Origin of the sequence: Pseudomonas inefficax, from assembly GCF_032164165.1 — a bacterium.
GTDB lineage: Bacteria > Pseudomonadota > Gammaproteobacteria > Pseudomonadales > Pseudomonadaceae > Aquipseudomonas > Aquipseudomonas inefficax.
Genome location: NZ_CP134401.1, coordinates 808,496 through 826,904, shown reverse-complemented (window position 1 = coordinate 826,904; position 18,409 = coordinate 808,496). Strand labels below are relative to the sequence as shown.

Genomic DNA, 18,409 nt, shown 5'->3' with positions numbered 1-18,409 from the left:
CGTTGCAGTCGTTTTCTACGTTGTACCGAATTGTAAATGCGCGCTCGGGGCCGAGCGCGTTTGAGACTGCTTGGAGGTCTACTTGAACAAAGACATGAAAATCCTCATCGTTGACGACTTTTCGACGATGCGGCGGATCATCAAGAACCTGTTGCGTGACCTGGGCTTCACCAACACCGAAGAAGCCGATGACGGCACTACGGCGCTGCCGATGCTGGAGAACGGCCACTTCGACTTCCTGGTGACCGACTGGAACATGCCGGGCATGTCCGGTATCGACCTGCTGCGCAAGGTGCGTGCCCACGATCGCCTGAAAGCCATGCCGGTGCTGATGGTGACCGCCGAAGCCAAGCGCGACCAGATCATCGAAGCGGCCCAGGCCGGCGTCAATGGCTACGTGGTCAAGCCGTTCACCGCCCAGGTGCTCAAAGAAAAGATCGAGAAGATCTTCGAACGCGTCAACGGCTGAGTCACGTCAGGGGGCGCGCCATGGATTCATCACAAACGTCTTTGGGCGAGTTCGAATCGACCCTGAAGAAGCATGCCCAGGAGCTGGTCGAAAGCCTGGAGCGGGGCCGTTTCGGCGAGGCGGTGCAGCTGATTCACGAGCTGAACCAGACCCGCGACCGCGGCCTGTACCAGGAAGTCGGCAAGCTGACCCGCGAGCTGCACAGTGCCATCGTCAGTTTCCAGATCGACCCGACCATGCCGCAGGCCGAGGAGGTCTCGCAGATAACCGACGCCACCGAGCGCCTGTCGTATGTGGTCAGGCTTACCGAGGGCGCGGCCAACCGCACCATGGACCTGGTCGAGGAAAGCACCCCGGTGCTCAACGAGCTGGCCAGCGAGGCCGCGGCCCTGAGCACCGACTGGCAGCGCTTCATGCGCCGCGAAGTGGCTGCGCCGGAGTTCCGCGACCTGGTCAAGCGCGTCGACAGTTTCCTGACGCACAGCGCCGAAGGTAACCGCAAGGTCGCCGGCCACCTCAACGACATTCTGCTGGCCCAGGACTATCAGGACCTGACCGGCCAGGTGATCAAGCGCGTCACCACCTTGGTCACCGAGGTGGAAAGCAACCTGCTCAAACTGGTGCTCATGGCCAGCCAGGTGGACCGCTTTGCGGGCATCCAGCATGACCACGATCAATTGCGCGCAGAAAAAGATCTAGAAAAACATCCGACTCGGGGTGAAGGTCCGCAGATTCATGCCGATAAGCGTGAAGACGTCGTGTCCGGTCAGGACGATGTCGATGATCTGCTGTCCAGCCTGGGTTTTTAAGGAGCACCTTTGATGAGCTTCGGCGCCGATGAAGAAATCCTCCAGGATTTCCTGGTAGAAGCCGGCGAAATTCTTGAGCAACTGTCCGAGCAACTGGTCGAGCTGGAAAGCCGGCCCGACGATGCCGACCTGCTCAATGCGATCTTTCGCGGTTTCCACACTGTAAAAGGGGGCGCCGGCTTCCTTCAGCTGAACGAGCTGGTGGAGTGCTGCCATATCGCCGAGAACGTGTTCGACATCCTGCGCAAAGGTGAGCGCCGGGTCGACGCGGAACTGATGGATGTGGTGCTCGAGGCACTGGATACGGTCAACAGCATGTTTGGCCAGGTGCGTGAGCGCAGCGAAGTGACCCCGGCTACTCCCGAGCTGCTGGCGGCACTGTCGCGCCTGGCCGAGCCGGGGGGCGCCGAAGCCGTTGCCGCGCCGGCCCCTGCGGCACCGGTGCCGGTTGCCGAAGCTCCGGCCGAGGAGCAGGACATCACCGACAGCGAGTTCGAACAGCTGCTCGATTCGCTCGATGCGGTCAAGGCACAAGCTGCGGTCGACGAGCAGATGCAGGGCGAGACCGTCAGCGCTGAAGGTGACGAAATCACCGACGCCGAGTTCGAGTCGCTGCTCGACCAGTTGCACGGCAAAGGCCAGTTCAGCGCCGAGGTTGCCGCGCAGCCGGTTGCCAGTGCGCCGGAAGCGGCCAGCGACGAAATTACCGACGCCGAATTCGAATCGCTGCTGGACCAGTTGCATGGCAAGGGTACCTTCCAGGCCGATGCCTTGCCCGGCGCCAAGGCGCCGACGCCTGCCGCAACCGATAGCAGCGCAGCCGGCGACGAAATCAGCGAGCACGAGTTCGAGGCGCTGCTGGATCAGTTGCACGGCAAGGGCAAGTTCGGTGGCGACGTTGCCGCCGTCGAAGCCCCGGCTGCAGCCAAGGTGCAAGCGCCGGTCGCGGCCAAGGCCGACAGCCAGCCCGTGGCCAAGCCAGCAGCTGCTCCGGCGCCGGCACCGGCCCCTGCCAGCAAACCTGCCGCAGCACCCCGCGCCCCGGCCCCGACCGCTGAAAAGCATGGCGCCAGCGAAGCGGAGACCACCGTGCGGGTCGATACCGCGCGCCTGGACGAGATCATGAACATGGTCGGCGAGCTGGTACTGGTGCGTAACCGCCTGGTGCGCCTGGGCCTGAACAGTGGCGACGAGGCCATGTCCAAGGCCGTGTCCAACCTCGACGTGGTCACCGCAGACCTGCAGACCGCGGTGATGAAAACCCGCATGCAGCCGATCAAGAAAGTCTTCGGCCGCTTCCCGCGCCTGGTGCGCGACCTGGCCCGCCAGCTCAAGAAAGAAATCAACCTGGAGCTGGTCGGCGAAGAGACCGACCTCGACAAGAACCTGGTCGAAGCCCTGGCCGACCCATTGGTGCACCTGGTGCGCAACGCAGTCGACCATGGCGTGGAAATGCCCGAGGAGCGTGAAGCCGCCGGCAAGGCGCGCACCGGCCGCGTGGTGCTGTCTGCCGAGCAGGAAGGCGACCACATCCTGCTGTCGATCTCTGATGACGGCAAGGGCATGGACCCCAACATCCTGCGCGCCAAGGCCGTGGAAAAGGGCCTGATGGACAAGGACGCCGCCGAGCGCCTGAGCGAGTCGGACTGCTACAACCTGATCTTCGCCCCCGGCTTCTCGACCAAGACCGAGATTTCCGACGTGTCCGGCCGCGGTGTGGGCATGGACGTGGTGAAGACCAAGATCTCCCAGCTCAATGGCTCGATCAATATCTTCTCGGCCAAGGGCCAGGGCTCGAAGATCGTCATCAAGGTGCCGCTGACCCTGGCGATCATGCCCACCCTGATGGTGATGCTGGGCAACCAGGCGTTCGCCTTCCCGCTGGTCAACGTCAACGAGATCTTCCACCTCGACCTGTCGCGCACAAACGTGGTCGACGGCCAGGAAGTGGTGATCGTGCGCGACAAGGCGCTGCCGCTGTTCTACCTCAAGCGCTGGCTGGTCCAGGGCCAGGTGCACGAAGAGCAGCACGAGGGCCACGTGGTGATCCTGTCGGTTGGCACCCAGCGCATCGGCTTTGTCGTCGATCAACTGGTTGGCCAGGAAGAAGTGGTAATCAAGCCGCTGGGCAAGATGCTGCAGGGCACACCGGGCATGTCCGGGGCCACCATCACTGGCGACGGTCGCATTGCGTTGATTCTCGACGTCCCGAGCATGCTCAAGCGTTACGCCGCGCGGCGTATTTGATTTCGGTGGCGCACCCTGGCGGGTTGCGCCGCCTAATGGAGTGTTTATGGCAGTCAAGGTCCTGGTGGTGGATGATTCCGGTTTCTTCCGCCGCCGCGTCTCGGAAATCCTCTCGGCGGACCCGACGATCCAGGTAGTAGGTACCGCGACCAACGGCAAGGAAGCAATCGACCAGGCGCTGGCATTGAAGCCCGATGTCATCACCATGGACTACGAAATGCCCATGATGGACGGCATCACCGCGGTGCGGCACATCATGCAGCGCTGCCCGACGCCGGTGTTGATGTTCTCGTCGCTGACCCACGAGGGCGCCCGTGTCACCCTCGATGCGCTGGATGCCGGTGCGGTGGATTACCTGCCGAAGAACTTCGAGGACATTTCGCGAAACCCCGACAAGGTCAAGCAGCTGCTGTGCGAGAAGGTGCATACCATTTCCCGCAGCAATCGCCGTTTTGGCAGCTACGCCAGCCATGCGCCGGTTGCCGCACCTGCACCCGCGCCAGCAGGCGCCGGTCACGCAGCTGCCAGCAGCTTCGCCAGCCCGGCAGCGGCGCGCACGCCTGCGCCTGCCCGTGCAGCGGCCCCGGCCGTGGCGCCAGCGCACTCGCCGGCACCCAAGCGCAAGCCATACAAGCTGGTGGCCATCGGCACCTCCACGGGCGGCCCGGTCGCCCTGCAGCGGGTGCTGACCCAGCTGCCGGCCAACTTCCCGGCGCCGATCGTGCTGATCCAGCACATGCCGGCAGCGTTCACCAAGGCCTTTGCCGAACGCCTGGACAAGCTGTGCCGCATCAGCGTCAAGGAAGCCGAGGACGGCGACATGCTGCGCCCGGGCCTGGCCCTGTTGGCCCCAGGTGGCAAGCAGATGATGATCGATGGCCGTGGCACGGTGAAGATCCTGCCTGGTGACGAGCGCCTGAACTACAAGCCATGCGTGGACATCACCTTCGGCTCGGCGGCCAAGTCGTATGGCGACAAGGTGCTGTCGGTGGTGCTTACCGGCATGGGCGCCGATGGCCGTGAAGGTGCGCGCCTGCTCAAGCAGGGCGGCAGCACGGTGTGGGCGCAGGATGAAGCCAGCTGCGTGATCTATGGCATGCCCATGGCCATCGTCAAGGCCAACCTGGCCGACGCAGTGTACAGCCTGGACGAGATCGGCAAGCACCTGGTGGAGGCGTGCGTCTGATGGACGTGCTCAGCCTGATCGGCCTGATCCTCGCCTTTGTCGCCATCGTCGGTGGCAACTTCCTCGAAGGCGGCCATGTCGGCGCCCTGATCAATGGCCCGGCGGCGCTGATCGTGCTGGGCGGCACACTGGCGGCGGCCTTGCTGCAGTCGCCACTGTCGTCGTTCAAGCGCGCCTTGCAGATTCTGCGCTGGATCCTGTTTCCGCCACGGGTCGACCTGGCGGGCGGGATCGACCGCGTCGTCAACTGGAGCCTGACCGCGCGCAAGGAAGGCCTGCTGGGCCTGGAAGGGGTGGCCGACAGCGAGCCTGACCCTTATGCGCGCAAGGGCCTGCAGCTGCTGGTGGATGGTGCCGAGCCGGAGGCCATCCGCAGCATCCTCGAAGTCGATTTCCTGACCCAGGAAAGCCGTGACATCCAGGCTGCCAAGGTGTTCGAGAGCATGGGCGGCTACGCGCCGACCATCGGCATCATCGGTGCGGTGATGGGCCTGATCCACGTGATGGGCAACCTGGCCGACCCCTCGCAGCTGGGCAATGGCATTGCCGTGGCCTTCGTCGCGACCATCTACGGCGTAGCCAGTGCCAACCTGGTGCTGCTGCCGGTCGCCAACAAGCTCAAGGCCATCGTCATGCGCCAGTCGCGCTACCGCGAGATGCTGCTTGAGGGCCTGCTGTCGATTGCCGAGGGTGAGAACCCGCGCTCGATCGAGCTGAAGCTGCAAGGCTTCATGGAGTAACCCATGCGTCGCCGTCGTCATACCGAGGAACATGAAAACCACGAACGCTGGCTGGTGTCGTACGCTGACTTCATCACCTTGCTGTTCGCCTTTTTCGTGGTGATGTACTCGATTTCCTCGATCAACGAGGGCAAGTACAAGGTCATTTCCCAGGCCTTGCTCGGGGTATTCAACGACCCCGAGCGCAGCATGAAGCCTATCCCCATCGGTGAAGAGCGGCCGCTGAGCGTGCGCCCGGCCGAGCCGTTGGTGAAGGACAGCGAGCAGACTGATGCAGGCCTGGGGGCGACCAGTATCGACCCGCTGAAAACCATCAGCGACGACGTGCGCGATGCCTTCGGCGACCTGATCAAAAGCGACCAGATGACTGTGCGCGGCAATGAGCTGTGGATCGAGATCGAGCTCAACTCCTCGTTGCTGTTCGGCAGCGGCGATGCCATGCCCAGCGACCAGGCATTTGCGATCATCGAGAAGGTGGCCGGCATTCTCAAACCGTTCGCCAACCCGGTGCACGTCGAAGGCTTTACCGACAACCTGCCGATCCGCACGGCACAGTACCCGACCAACTGGGAGCTGTCTTCGGCGCGGGCGGCAAGCATCGTGCGCCTGCTGGCGATGGAAGGGGTCAACCCGGCACGCATGGCTTCGGTCGGCTACGGCGAATACCAACCGGTGGCGAGCAACGACACTGCCGAAGGCCGTGCGCGCAATCGCCGCGTGGTGCTGGTGATTTCGCGCAACCTCGAAGTACGCCGCAGCCTGACTGGCTCGGGCAGTGCCAATGCCACGCCGGATGCTGCATTGCGCCGGGCTGGCACACAAAGTGCACCGGCAACGCCAGCAACGGTGGCGGGGCAGTGATTCGTCAATTCCCCGACGCTGCCAAGTAGTTGAATGTAGCGCGGTCCTCTGTGGGAGCGGGTTCACCCGCGAAGAAGGTGACACGGTGCATGGCACCGGCTGCGCCGGTGTTCGCGGGTAAACCCGCTCCTACACTGATCGCGCCAGCTTTCCGATGTTGAGCAAGACAGTTGCCCCCGCAGTGTCCCTGCCAAATCAATAGATAGAGTTTGCTTGATGAGAGTCTGGGCAGTAGCCAATCAAAAAGGTGGCGTCGGCAAGACCACCACTACCATCGCTCTGGCCGGCCTGCTGGCCGAGGCCGGCAAGCGCGTGGTCGTTGTCGACCTCGACCCGCACGGCTCGATGACCAGCTATTTCGGGCATAACCCCGATGCCCTGGAGCACAGCTGCTACGACCTGTTCCTGCACAAGGGCGTGGTACCCGAGGGCCTGCCCGGGCAACTGCTGCTGCCTACCAGCGACGAACGCATCTCGCTGCTGCCATCGAGTACCGCACTGGCGGTGCTGGAGCGTCAGTCACCGGGGCAGAACGGCCTGGGCCTGGTGATCGCCAAGAGTCTGGCGCAGCTGTGGCAGGATTTCGACTATGCCCTGATCGACAGCCCACCCTTGCTCGGCGTGCTGATGGTCAATGCCCTGGCGGCCAGCCAGCAGCTGGTGATCCCGGTGCAAACCGAATTTCTCGCAGTCAAGGGCCTGGAGCGCATGGTCGGTACCCTGGCCATGGTCAACCGCTCGCGCAAGCAGGCGCTGCCCTATCAGATCGTGCCGACCCTGTTCGACCGCCGCACCCAGGCCTCGCTGGCCACCCTCAAGCTGCTGCGTGACACCTACGACCAGCAGGTGTGGCAGGGCTACATCCCGGTGGATACGCGCCTGCGTGATGCCAGCCGCAAGGGCGTCACGCCCTCGCAATTCGACAGCAAGAGCCGCGGGCTGATTGCCTATCGCGCGCTGCTCAAGCACCTGCTGACCTACAAGACTGCGGCGCAGGTGGCCTGATGACCCAGACCCGGCAAACCAGCAACCGGCCACAGATGGCCCTGCAGTCGTACCTTGATGGCCTGTTGCAGGAGGCCACCGAAGCCGAAGACCTGTTCGAGGCGCCGGCAGCGGCGGATGAGTTCGCCGAAGCGGTGCGCGAAGAGCAGGCGCGTGATGCCTTGCAGCAAGCCAGGCCGGCATCGGTCGAAGCAACCGTCAGCCCCGCACCACGGCCGTTCGCCGAGCCCAGGCTGGCGGTGCTGCCCCGCGTGATGCCGGTAGAAGCGCCGGTGGTGACGGTGGTAGAGCGCGAAGTGGTGGCCGAGGCCAGCATTCCGGTGCTGGTCGAAGAACAAACCGTGGAACCGGCAGTGCCGCTGGTGGATGTGCACCTGCCGGGGCCGCAAGCGCCTGTGCCCCCGGCCACGGTCGATGGCCGCCCGGCCTGGGCCGCCGAGCCGTTCGAATGCCTACTGTTCGATGTGGCCGGCCTGACCCTGGCGGTGCCACTGGTGTGCCTGGGCTCTATCTATACCCTGGCCGGCCAGGAACTGACACCGCTGTTCGGCCAGCCCGACTGGTTCCTCGGCATCCTGACCTGCCAGGCCGGCAACCTGAAGGTGCTGGACACCGCGCGTTGGGTGATGCCAGACCGCTACCGCGATGATTTTCGCCAGGGCCTGCAATACGTGATTTCCGTGCAGGGCTACGAATGGGGGCTGGCCGTGCACCAGGTCAGCCGCTCGCTGCGCCTGGACCCGTCCGAGATCAAGTGGCGCAGCCAGCGTGGCCAGCGCCCGTGGCTGGCCGGCACGGTGATTGAACACATGTGTGCACTGCTCGACGTCGCAGCACTGGCCGAGCTGATCGCCAGTGGCGCGGTCAAGCAGATGCACGCCAAACAGAAATGACACCGAACACACCGCCGATGGCGGATTTTGAGGGTAGGGGAATGAAAAAGTCGTCTGCACAAGGTTCCGAAGATCCGATCCTGCAGTGGGTTACCTTCCGTCTGGACAATGAGTCCTACGGCATCAATGTGATGCAGGTGCAGGAAGTGTTGCGCTACACCGAGATCGCCCCGGTGCCGGGTGCGCCAAGCTACGTGCTGGGCATCATCAACCTGCGCGGCAACGTGGTGACCGTGATCGACACCCGCCAGCGCTTTGGCCTGATGCCGACCGAAGTCACCGACAACACCCGTATCGTCATCATCGAGGCCGACAAGCAAGTGGTCGGCATCCTCGTCGACAGCGTGGCCGAGGTGGTGTACCTGCGCCAGTCCGAGATCGAGACCGCGCCGAACGTGGGTAACGAAGAATCGGCCAAGTTCATCCAGGGCGTGTGCAACAAGAATGGCGAACTGCTGATCCTGGTCGAGCTGGACAAGATGATGACCGAGGAAGAATGGTCCGAGCTGGAGAACATCTGAGTTGATCCTAGAGGTTGCTGTCATCTTCCTGGCGCTGGTCTGGGCGCTGAGCCTGTGGTTCTTCCTCAACTACAGCAAGCGCCAGCGCGAGCTGGCCGCGCAGCAGGCAGAGGGTGATGCGCTGCGTGACCAGCGCATCAAGGACCTCGCCAAACGCCTGGACGACTACCAGAACGGCACCGTGCGCATGGGCGAGGCGCTGCATGACCTGCGCGTGGCGGTTGCCCCGCTGCCAGACAAGATCCAGCAGCTGGAGCAGCGCGACCCGCACAACGTCACCTTCACCCAGGCGGCCAAGCTGGTGGGCATGGGCGCCAGCGTGGCCGAGCTGACCGAAAGCTGCGGCCTGACCCAGGCCGAGGCAGAGCTGATGAGCAAGCTGCATCGCAGCAACTGATTGCCATGAGCATTGCGCGGCCCCTGATACAGTGGCCGCGCAAGCCCGTCCGGCCGTCAGTAACCCTGTGCGTTCCCCGCCATTGCTACCTCTTCCAGGGGTAGCAACCGCAGCTCTGCACGCCGTTGTGCTGCTTCATCCAGCAGCGCGTCGTAGTTCAGGGTGTGCATGTTTGCCAGGTCCGCCACCTGCCTGAAGGTGTAGAGCTCAGGTAGACGTTGGTCGATCACATGGTTGAGCACCGCAGGCCCGGTCAGCGTGTTGAGCCTTTCGGTATAGGACTGGAATGCCGCCGCATGCTGTCGCGGCGGTTTGGGGGCCTCGTAGAACGCCTGGCCCTCCGGGGTGCGGTAGCGGGCCAGGATCTCGTCGGAAATGGCGTTCAGCACCGGATTGCCAGCGCGGCTACCAATCATGCTGGTGTTGTAGCTGGTATACATTCCCAATTGCGCATTGCACACCGGGCTCCTCAACAGCAGCCCGTCGAGGGGCGTGGTGAGCGGTACGCTGTCGATCTTTGCCCGCAGCTGCCCGGTTGCGTCCGGCTCGACCAGCAGATGGTCGTCGATATCCAGGTAGATGCCCCCTTCGCTGTGCAGGACGCGGTAGCGCAAGATGTCGGAGGCCGAGGAGAAGTTGCTCGCCACACCGCCATTCCCTTCCAGCGCAGCTTGGTACTGGCCGAAGTATTCACTTGCCGCGAATTGATGATAGAAGGTCTGGTGCTCCAGCACTGCAACCTTCAACCCCTCGTCGATGCGGGCCTGCAGCAGGGTCATGTTGCGTTCGAATGCCCGAGGGTTGGCGTTGGAGAGGTAGAGCTTGAGCGTGAAATCGCTGTTGCGCAGTGCCTGCACGTTGTTGTCGAGCGCAGCCAGGTAATCACCGGCGATCGTCCTGTCACCCAGCCAGATGTGAAATACCTGCCTGGGGACGGGTATGCCTGGTGCAGTCCCCAGGGCATCGAGGTCGACGGGCAGCTGCAGATCGATACCCAGTGCCCGCAGCGTGCGCGAGCGCGATGCCGGGCTGATTTCCCGCAATGGGTCCGTATCGGGCAGCAGCCGGCCGATCGGCTGCAGCGGATCGGCGCTGGCCACATAGTGCTGGGCGCCGCGTGTGCCGTTGGGGTACTTGAGCACGAAGCTGTCCCGTCGGGCGTCGTAGTAGAGCGGGTGCGGGCCATTGCCCACATCGCCGATCAGTTCGTCACCTGTGCCGAATGCCCTGCGCCGTGTTACGCAGCGGGCAATGTGTGAATCGGCGCCGGACCAGCTGGCGGCTACCTGATCGCCCGCTACTGCCAGGTCCTGGAAATAGGGTGTCATCGCAGGCCCGGGCCAGCGTGGCGGCGAGACCGGGCTCAGCGGGTAGCCTATGCGGCCATTGAGCCTCACCGGTTTGATGAAGCCAATGGGGCGTTGGCCGAACAGCGCCTTGCTCGCCTTGACCCCGCGCGCCAGCCCCGGGGCTGCGTTCAGCAGGCCGAACACGGCCTGCTCCGCGCCTTCGAGCTGTTGGTTCACATCCTTGCCGTGCAGCGCCTGGTCCAGGCCCACTGTAAATTGGGCCACCCCGGCCACGGCAGCCAGGGGTAGCAGTCCGGGAACCACCAGCAGAAACGGTGTGGCCAGGTTCATGGTCAGGTAGAAATAGCTGCGCCATGCGGCCTTGGTCACTTCACTGTCGCGCGTGATCAGGAAGTCGGCGTCGGATTGGCTGCGTTGACGTTGTACCACCGTCAATGCCTCGAACAGGTTGTATTCGATGCTCGGGCTGGAGGTGTCTGCCTTGTAGTTGATCAGGGTATGCGGGTTCCATACCCTGGCCAGGCGATACACGCTGGTTGCAGGCAGGATGATCTGGCGGGGCGGGAAATCGCCCATGCCTTGAAGTACCCGACGCAACCCCGACCGGCCAATCCTGTCCGGAATATCGCAGGCCCTGAAGTGGGCAAGCAGGGCCGCCCGTTTGTCGGCGTCGCGGCACTGCCTGGCAAGCCACGCACGCATGGCGCCCGGGGTGGCGAACTCATGCAACGGCGCCGCATTGCCCGGTATGTACAGCAAGGTCAGGCGGCTGCGCGTATCGCTCAGGCAGAGGATGTCGCTCGATGGGTAGCCATTGATGTTCAGCAACCTGGCCTCTACCCCGTTGGCACTGAGGCTGGCGCCGTGGTGCCAGCGTTCCGCGCCTGCCGCCCGCCACGCCAGGCTGCGTCCCTGTTCGCTGAGGTTGCCCCGCAATGCCTGCCGGTTGCAGGCAGCGAGGAATGCGATGCACGCGCTGACGCTGTACTGGCTGGCGGCATGGGCCCAGAAGTCATCGAGCTGGCGTTTGAATACACCCTGGAAGTCGAGTTGCCAGATGAAGGACTGGAAGGTCGTGGCGTCGAACTGCACATAAGTGCTGGCGTCGTAGCGCATGGGTGCGGTCTGGCGGAAAAGGCCATGGAATTCGGTGTGCACATCGATGTCGTGGTCCAGGCCGCTTCCTGGCAATTCATCGACGATCGTCACCTGACCATTGCTGAAGGCCTGGGCCCAGGGCGCTCGACCGTGTGGCAGGGACAGCTCCGGCAGTACACCTAGCAGGTCGACGGTGGCCGTCCCGCCTCTTAGCAGCAACTGCGCGGTTTGCTCGGCAACCTTGGAGTAGCCACTTTGCTGCCAGTTGCCAAGCAGCGCTTCGGTCAGGTTCATTTGTTGGACGACCTTGGCCAGCCAGCCCCGCTTGGGAACGAATTTGCAATGCAAGGTCACCGCAAGCGTGTTGTCAGGTTCCACATCCAGCCGCTGTTGGCTGGCCCATTCGCGGATGGCTGCACTGGCACTGCGGTCAGGGCGAGGCACGGAACCCAGCATTGCCTTGACGTAGTCTTGGCCGGCTGCGCCGACCACAGGTTGGCGCGGGTTCATGTTTGGCTCCAGGAATGGTTGCCACCGACAGTGGCGAAGCGGTTCAGGGGCAGGAGCGTACGCACCGAATCGCGCATGCGTGGCAGATCGACGAACCGGTAGGCATTGATGCGCGGCATCCCATAGAGGTTGGTGAGCTGTCGCAGGATGCGCAGGCTCGGCAGTTGCCGATCGACCACGTCGCTGAGCAGGGCAGGGCCGGTGAGGTAGCTCAGGCGGCTGGCATACTCATAGAAGCTCCCCGGGTCTTCAGCCAGGCTGGGCTTGCTGTCGTAGAAGTCGCGATTGAGCTGGTAGCGTGCGTACATCTCTTCGGAAATGGCCTCCAGGGTAGGGTTGCCGGGGTGGCTGCCGATAAGGCTGGAGTTGTAGAGGCTGTTCATGCTCATCTTTTCATTGGACATGGGCGGTACCAGCAGCAGCCCATTGGCGTCCGTGCTCAACTCGACCTGATCGATGGGTTCACCGGCGGCACCTACCGGTTGGCCGTCGATGATCAATGAGTATTCGCCTGGCGCGAGCAAGGTGTCATCGACATCCATGTACAAGCCACCTTCGTGGTGCAGCATCGGGTAGCGCAGCACATCGCATGCCGATGCATAGTTGCGGGCAACGCCGCCGTTGCCATCCAGGGCAGCGTCGTACTGCGCGTAGTACCTGCTTTGGCGGAAAGCCCTGAAGAAGGCCTGCTCTTCCAAGGGCAGCACCTGCAAACCCGGGGCATGACTGGCCAGCAGCTCCAGGTTTTCGGCATAGGCCTGCCGGGCAGTGCTGGAAAGGAACAACCGCATCCTGTATTCGCTGCCTTGCAACCGCGCTGCGTTCTGGCCCAAGTTGGCCAGCAGTTCGGGGCCGATGATCTGGTCACCGACCCACAGGCAGGAAATGTGCTTGGGTATTGGCCAACTGCCCGGCGCTCTGGCCGGCACCTGTAGCGGCAATGGCAGGTCCACTCCCAGCGCCCGCAGGGTACGACTGCGCATCGCATGGGTCACCACGCGCCCTTGCGGCGCGGGGCGCAGGTTCCGGCTGCCGGGTACCGCCACGAAGCCGACAGGGTCGACCTGGTTCAGGTCTTCTGCCCGAATGAATACGTCCCGCTCCATGTCGTAGATCACCCTGGCGTTGTAGCCATCGATGTTCGCTGCCAGGGTGTCTGGCTCACCATCGTACTGGGGCGTACGAATGACGGCGTCGGCAACTGCCTGGTCAGCGTCCTCCAGTGGCTCTATCGGGTCGGTGATATGGAAGTAGCGTGCGCCCTCGGGCTCGGGGAAGCGCGGTGGCGAGAGCGGGCTCAGGGGGTAGCCGATCTGTTCATTCAGCCGCGTCGGCGGCGCGAAACCCTCGACCTTGAATTCGAACAGTGCCTTGCCCCTTGCGGCAGCGCCTGCCGCCAGGGGCAAGGCGTTGAACAGGCCCCAGGTGATGTTGCCGATGCCTTCCTGCTGCTGCTGCAGTGACTTGCCGTTGATTGCCTGGTCGAGCCCCAGGCCAAGCTGGGCGATGCCACCGATGGCCAGCAGCGGCCCCAGGCCGGGTACCACCAGGCACAGTGGCGCCAGCAGGTTGAGCGTAGTGGCCAGGTAGCCACGCCACCTGGCCTTGATGACTTCGCTGTCAGCCGTGATCAGAAACGCGGCATCGTCGTAGCTGCGCTGACGCTGGCGCTCGGCCAATGCCTGGAAAAGGTCGCCCTTGATTCTTGGGTTGTACTTGGTAGGTCGATAATTGACATAGGTCTGCGGCGGCCAGGTGCCGTCGTCGTTGAAATAGCCGTGTTCGGGCGGCAGCAGGTGACGTTCAGGGTAGACGCCCAGCCCCTCCATGGCAGTGTCCAGGCCGCTGAAATCGAGGCCTTGCGGGCAATCGGCCAGGCGAAAGTGCTGTTTCAGGGCCTGGCGTTTGGTCGGGTCTTTGCATTGTTCGCCGACCCAGGCCTTCAATTCTCGTTCGCTACTGAACGTCAACAACGGTGAGCTGTTGCCAGGAACGTACAGCACTGTCAGGTCGGTGGCGGGGTCGTTCAGGTACAGCAGGTCGGTTGCGGCATAGCCGTAGATGCTCAACGTGCTGCGTCGCAGCCTGTTACGCCGTGGCATCAGCCCGGCCGCTTGCCAGACCAGTTGCCGTGCAGGCTCGCTGAGGCTGCCCTCGCTGACCTGTCTGTTGCAGGCTGCGATGAAGTTGAGCTTCAGCGCCAGCCTGTGACTGTGCAGATGGTCACGCCAGTACACATCCAGCGCCGCCTTGAAAGGCTGCTGGAAGTCCAGGTTGCTGATGAACTGCTGGAAGGCTTCGGCGCTTACCGGCAGATGGGTGGAAGCGTCGTAGCGTTGCGGGGCAGTGCGCCGGAACAGGCCGTTGAATACCTCGAAGGGGGCCCCGTAGTGATTGAAGCCGGGTGCCGGGAGGGTTTCCACCAACCGTAGCGGGCCTGCGGGTAATGCACCGGCCCACGGTGCTTGCAGCAGCTTGCCGAACACGTCACTGGCCGACTCGCCCTGCCAGTTGCCCAGCAGTGCCTGGGTCAGGCTGGTGCGCTGGCTGATCGCGGCCAGCTGGCCACCTGCACCGTCCGGGCAGTAGTGGAGGGTAACGACGTCGAGCTGGTCCGGGTCCAGGTCCTGGCCTTGCTGCGCGAGCCATTGGCGGATGGCGCGGTTGGCTTCACGATCGGGGCGAGGCACATGGCCGAGGTGGTCTATAACGTAATGCGTGCCCATCACGTTGATGCGAGTCGAATGCATGGGGGGTACCTTGCGCTGAGATGAAGCCGGCAAGGTTGGAGCAGGGGCACGGAAAAGCGGTGGTAGATATGTCGGTGCGGGGCCTGGCCGTTCTCATCACCCCGTGACCCTCGCAAGGGCAAGGGCTGGTGTCAGGCGCCTTCGCCTCCGGGCAGCAGCCTTCCTAGCAGCGGTGGGGTTGTCCCTGGGGCGGCAGGTTCGTCATCGAATCCCGCAGGCACTTTGCCCCGCAGGTGCCAGGCAAAGGCGATGATTTCGGCAATGGTCAGGTACAGCGCCTCCGGTATCTGGTCCCCCAGCTCCAGGCGCGCCAGCAGACGCACCAGCTCGGCATTTTCGTAGATCGGCACTTCGTGCTCGCGGGCCAGAGCCAGGATGGCCTCGGCCAGCGCATCGTCGCCCTTGGCGGTGAGGGTAGGGGCTTGCTGCCCGTCGTAGAACAGGGCAATCGCCTGCCGTGCAGGTTGGTGCGTCATGCGTTCTCATCCACCCAACGTTGTTCTACCCGCGTACGCGGGCCTTGTGGCGGGATACCAGGATGGCATTCCAGATCACCCACATCCAGGCCCCGCGCCAACAGGCGTTCGCGCAAGCTGCCGAGCTGGCTGTCGATCAGCCGGGCTGTCGCCTCGCGTTCCGCCCAAAGCTGGCCACCCAGGCGGCCTTGACTCAGTTGTGCCTGGACCTGCACCGGGCCAAGGGGCGATAGGTCGAAAGCCAGCTCGATACGCCACAGGGCTTGCAGCGGGTCGGCTGATTCCTGCTGGCGGTCGGCCTGCTGCTGTGGCGTTTCTTCGCGCTGCAGCTTGACCTGCAACGGGATGAACTCCTGGCCGTGACGGATCGGCACTTCGGTTTGCCAGGTGGTTTGCAGGTTGCCGTTTTCCAGGGTACCGGTTTGTTGCAGGCTGCTCATGGCATGGCTTTGCAGCCGAGATACGGCAGCGGCGGCCAGGCGCAGCAGTTGTTGCAGGTCGCCTTCGTCCTCCATGGCCTTGAGCAGGCGCGACGGCAGCGGGAATGCGCCCGGTTGCGGCTTGGGGCTGACCCGTTCGAGCATGCCCAGCGCGCTGCGGGCCAACGCCGGCATGGTAACGGCCAGGACGGCGGGCGAGAGGTTGGGCGCCCCGGGTACGCTGGCCGGTGCGACGTTGATCAGCCGCAGCAAGTGCGCCTTGAGGTCGGTGGCGACGCTGGCCGGGAAACCGCCCAGCAGTTTCGCTTCGAGAAAGGCGCCGCTGTTGTTCAGGGCTTGGGCCACTGCCTTGGCATCACCCAGTTGCCGGGCTTCCGGCAGGCTGGCCAACAGGCGTTCGGCGCTGGCTCGCAGTTCGCCATCGGCGCTCGGGTCACGGGCCACCTGCTGCAGGGCATTGAGCAGGCCGGGCAGCGAAGCCTGGCGGTTTTGCTGGGTCAGCAACTGCTGGGCAATGCTGAGCTGGTCCTGGCGGCCGCTGAGCGGTACGAAACGCAGTGACTGGTCGCCCTGCACCAGCGCGCTGAGCAGGCTGCCGACGGCCAGCGGGCGCGGGCTGTCCACGCTCAGGGTAGCACCGGCCTGGGCACTGTTGAGCAGGCTGACCAGCGCCCGGTAGGCGGCTGGCTGGCCGGGCGCCTGGGCCAGCACCTGGTTGGTCAGGACCTTGCCCTGCAGCAGGGTGCCGACCGGCACTTTGCTGGTATCCAGGCGGGTGAGGGTGGCGATCTGGCTGGCGCTGGCCTGCTGCAGCATGATCGCCAGGCGGTTGCTTTCAGGCTGGCTGACCGTGACCTGGCTGCCCTGGGGCAAGGGCTGGCTGGCGCTGGCCTGCAACTGGGTCTGGGCGCCGTTGGCCTGCATCAGCCGCAGCACCAGCTGGAAGTCCTGGCCCACCTGGCGCAACGACATGACCTCGGCCTGCGCGGTCTCGCCGGGCGCCATCAAACCTGGCTGCGGTTGCGTCAGGCGCAGCAGTTCGCCGGTCATGCCCGCCTTGATGGCCTGAGGGCTGACCGTGGTTTGTGTGCCGAGACTATTGATTTCAGTCATGATTGTATACAACCTGTCGAACCCGCCCTCTTGGCAGCGCGGTGGCACGTGTAATAATGCCGACCGCCCGTGGTTGCCAGTATAACGGCAGCGTAGGGGGCGACTTGAGACACAAGGCTTCAGAGCGGTGTCGTCTGCTTCGCGGGTGAACCCGCTCCCACAGGTACGGCGCAAGGCTTGAAAGCTGCGCAGAACCCTGTGGGAGCGGGTTCACCCGCGAAGCGGACAACACCATTCTGAAGCCCTACAAAGATAAGGCGAAACCGTGACCCTTCACCTCCAAGCCGCGGGCCTGGCCTGCGAGCGCGACTGGCGCCTGCTGTTCGAGCACCTCGCTTTCGAGCTGCGGCCCGGCGACATGCTGCAGATCAGCGGCCCCAACGGCAGCGGCAAGACCAGCCTGCTGCGCTTGCTGGCCGGCCTGATGCAGCCGACGGCCGGGCAGATCCTGCTGGGTGGCAAGCCACTGGCCGAGCAGCGCCACGCCCTGGCCAGCATCCTGTTGTGGATCGGCCACGCCGCCGGCATCAAGGACCTGCTCACCGCCGAGGAGAACCTCACCTGGCTGTGCGCCCTGCACCAGCCGGCCAGCCGCGAGGCGATCTGGGCGGCGCTGGAGGCCGTTGGCCTGCGCGGTTTCGAAGACGTGCCCTGCCACACTCTCTCGGCCGGCCAGCAGCGCCGCGTGGCCCTGGCCCGGCTGTACCTGGCCAGCCCACCGCTGTGGATTCTCGACGAACCCTTCACCGCCCTCGACAAGCAGGGCGTGGCGCAGCTCGAGGCGCACCTGGCGGCCCACTGCGAGCAGGGCGGCACGGTAGTGCTGACCACCCACCACACGCTGGAACGCAAACCCTCCGGTTACCGTGAACTGAACCTGGGGCAATGGGCGGCATGAGCGTATTCATCCTGTTGTTGCGCCGCGAAGCGCGCCTGCTGTTCCGCCGCCCGGCCGAGCTGGCCAACCCGTTGGTGTTCTTCGCCATCGTGGTTGCGCTGTTCCCGCTGGCAGTCGGCCCGGAAAGCCAATTGTTGCAAACCTTGTCGCCAGGCCTGGTCTGGGTGGCGGCACTGCTGGCGGTGCTGTTGTCGCTGGATGGCCTGTTCCGCAGCGATTTCGAGGATGGCTCGCTGGAACAGTGGGTGCTGTCGCCGCACCCGTTGGCGCTGCTGGTGCTGGCCAAGGTGCTGGCACACTGGATCTTTTCCGGGCTGGCGCTGGTATTGTTGGCGCCGCTGCTGGCGCTGATGCTGGGCCTGCCGAGCCATTGCCTGCCGGTGCTGCTCGGTTCGCTGCTGCTGGGTACGCCCGTGCTGAGCCTTTTGGGCGCGGTGGGCGCGGCGCTGACAGTCGGTCTGAAACGCGGCGGTTTGCTGCTGGCATTGCTGATTCTGCCGTTGTATATCCCTGTATTGATCCTGGGCAGTGGTGCGTTGCAAGCGGCGTTGCAGAATATGCCGGCAACCGGCCACCTGCTCTGGCTCGCCAGCCTGACGGCCCTGGCCGTGACCCTGGCACCCTTTGCGATAGCGGCCGGCCTGAAGATCAGCGTCGGCGAATAACGAGTCCCGGGCTTTCAAGCC

The 18,409-nt window shown here is 64.2% G+C and carries 16 protein-coding genes; 12 read left to right on the top strand and 4 right to left on the bottom strand.

What is annotated here, in order from left to right; all coding sequences use genetic code 11:
* The first annotated feature begins 94 nt into the window (after positions 1-94).
* The 10 genes from RIN61_RS03695 (at position 95) to RIN61_RS03650 (ending at position 9,128) form a co-directional block, all read left to right on the top strand.
* Positions 95-469: a chemotaxis response regulator CheY gene (locus RIN61_RS03695; protein WP_112253075.1), complete on the top strand. Its 375-nt coding sequence runs from the start codon at positions 95-97 to the stop codon at positions 467-469.
* 20 nt (positions 470-489) lie between these two features.
* Positions 490-1,278 (top strand): protein phosphatase CheZ, encoded by a 789-nt coding sequence (locus RIN61_RS03690; RefSeq protein WP_112253074.1) that lies wholly within the window; start codon positions 490-492, stop codon positions 1,276-1,278.
* 12 nt (positions 1,279-1,290) lie between these two features.
* Entirely contained in the window at positions 1,291-3,525 is a 2,235-nt protein-coding gene (locus tag RIN61_RS03685) for a chemotaxis protein CheA (protein WP_112253073.1), read from the top strand.
* A gap of 46 nt (positions 3,526-3,571) precedes the next feature.
* Positions 3,572-4,711 (top strand): protein-glutamate methylesterase/protein-glutamine glutaminase, encoded by a 1,140-nt coding sequence (locus tag RIN61_RS03680; RefSeq protein WP_112253072.1) that lies wholly within the window; start codon positions 3,572-3,574, stop codon positions 4,709-4,711.
* Complete coding sequence (locus RIN61_RS03675) at positions 4,711-5,451, top strand: flagellar motor protein (RefSeq protein ID WP_025340068.1); 741 nt, start codon at positions 4,711-4,713, stop codon at positions 5,449-5,451. The genes RIN61_RS03680 and RIN61_RS03675 overlap by 1 nt, the downstream gene beginning before the upstream one ends.
* A 3-nt stretch (positions 5,452-5,454) precedes the next feature.
* Positions 5,455-6,312 (top strand): flagellar motor protein MotD, encoded by an 858-nt coding sequence (motD, locus tag RIN61_RS03670; protein WP_112253071.1) that lies wholly within the window; start codon positions 5,455-5,457, stop codon positions 6,310-6,312.
* A gap of 216 nt (positions 6,313-6,528) precedes the next feature.
* Positions 6,529-7,317, top strand: coding sequence for a ParA family protein (locus RIN61_RS03665; protein ID WP_207878141.1), 789 nt, complete (start codon positions 6,529-6,531; stop codon positions 7,315-7,317).
* Positions 7,317-8,210, top strand: coding sequence for a CheW domain-containing protein (locus RIN61_RS03660; RefSeq protein WP_112253069.1), 894 nt, complete (start codon positions 7,317-7,319; stop codon positions 8,208-8,210). Before RIN61_RS03665 ends, RIN61_RS03660 begins: the two co-directional genes overlap by 1 nt.
* 41 nt (positions 8,211-8,251) lie before the next feature.
* Positions 8,252-8,731, top strand: coding sequence for a chemotaxis protein CheW (locus tag RIN61_RS03655; protein WP_003254393.1), 480 nt, complete (start codon positions 8,252-8,254; stop codon positions 8,729-8,731).
* Position 8,732: 1 nt separating this feature from the next.
* A complete protein-coding gene (locus RIN61_RS03650) occupies positions 8,733-9,128 on the top strand; it encodes a DUF2802 domain-containing protein (protein ID WP_112253068.1) in 396 nt (131 codons plus the stop codon).
* A 56-nt stretch (positions 9,129-9,184) separates the two neighbouring features.
* Here RIN61_RS03650 and RIN61_RS03645 read toward each other — a convergent pair whose 3' ends face one another.
* The 4 genes from RIN61_RS03645 to fliK form a co-directional block, all read right to left on the bottom strand.
* Positions 9,185-12,046 carry a dermonecrotic toxin domain-containing protein gene (locus RIN61_RS03645; RefSeq protein WP_112253067.1) on the bottom strand — a complete coding sequence of 954 codons (2,862 nt, stop codon included), beginning with the start codon at positions 12,044-12,046 and terminating at the stop codon, positions 9,185-9,187.
* Entirely contained in the window at positions 12,043-14,796 is a 2,754-nt protein-coding gene (locus tag RIN61_RS03640; RefSeq protein ID WP_112253066.1) for a dermonecrotic toxin domain-containing protein, read from the bottom strand. Before RIN61_RS03640 ends, RIN61_RS03645 begins: the two co-directional genes overlap by 4 nt.
* 131 nt (positions 14,797-14,927) lie before the next feature.
* Positions 14,928-15,272, bottom strand: a complete 345-nt coding sequence (locus RIN61_RS03635; RefSeq protein ID WP_112253065.1) for an EscU/YscU/HrcU family type III secretion system export apparatus switch protein — start codon at positions 15,270-15,272, stop codon at positions 14,928-14,930.
* The gene (fliK, locus tag RIN61_RS03630) at positions 15,269-16,825 is read right to left on the bottom strand and encodes a flagellar hook-length control protein FliK (protein WP_313855821.1); all 1,557 of its coding nucleotides are present in this window, start codon (positions 16,823-16,825) and stop codon (positions 15,269-15,271) included. Before fliK ends, RIN61_RS03635 begins: the two co-directional genes overlap by 4 nt.
* 265 nt (positions 16,826-17,090) lie before the next feature.
* On the opposite strand from fliK, the gene ccmA reads away from it, so the two are divergent.
* Together ccmA and ccmB are read left to right on the top strand one after the other, a co-directional pair.
* Positions 17,091-17,723, top strand: coding sequence for a cytochrome c biogenesis heme-transporting ATPase CcmA (gene ccmA / locus RIN61_RS03625; RefSeq protein ID WP_207878137.1), 633 nt, complete (start codon positions 17,091-17,093; stop codon positions 17,721-17,723).
* A complete protein-coding gene (gene ccmB, locus RIN61_RS03620) occupies positions 17,711-18,388 on the top strand; it encodes a heme exporter protein CcmB (RefSeq protein WP_013973563.1) in 678 nt (225 codons plus the stop codon). Before ccmA ends, ccmB begins: the two co-directional genes overlap by 13 nt.
* Positions 18,389-18,409: the final 21 nt, after the last annotated feature.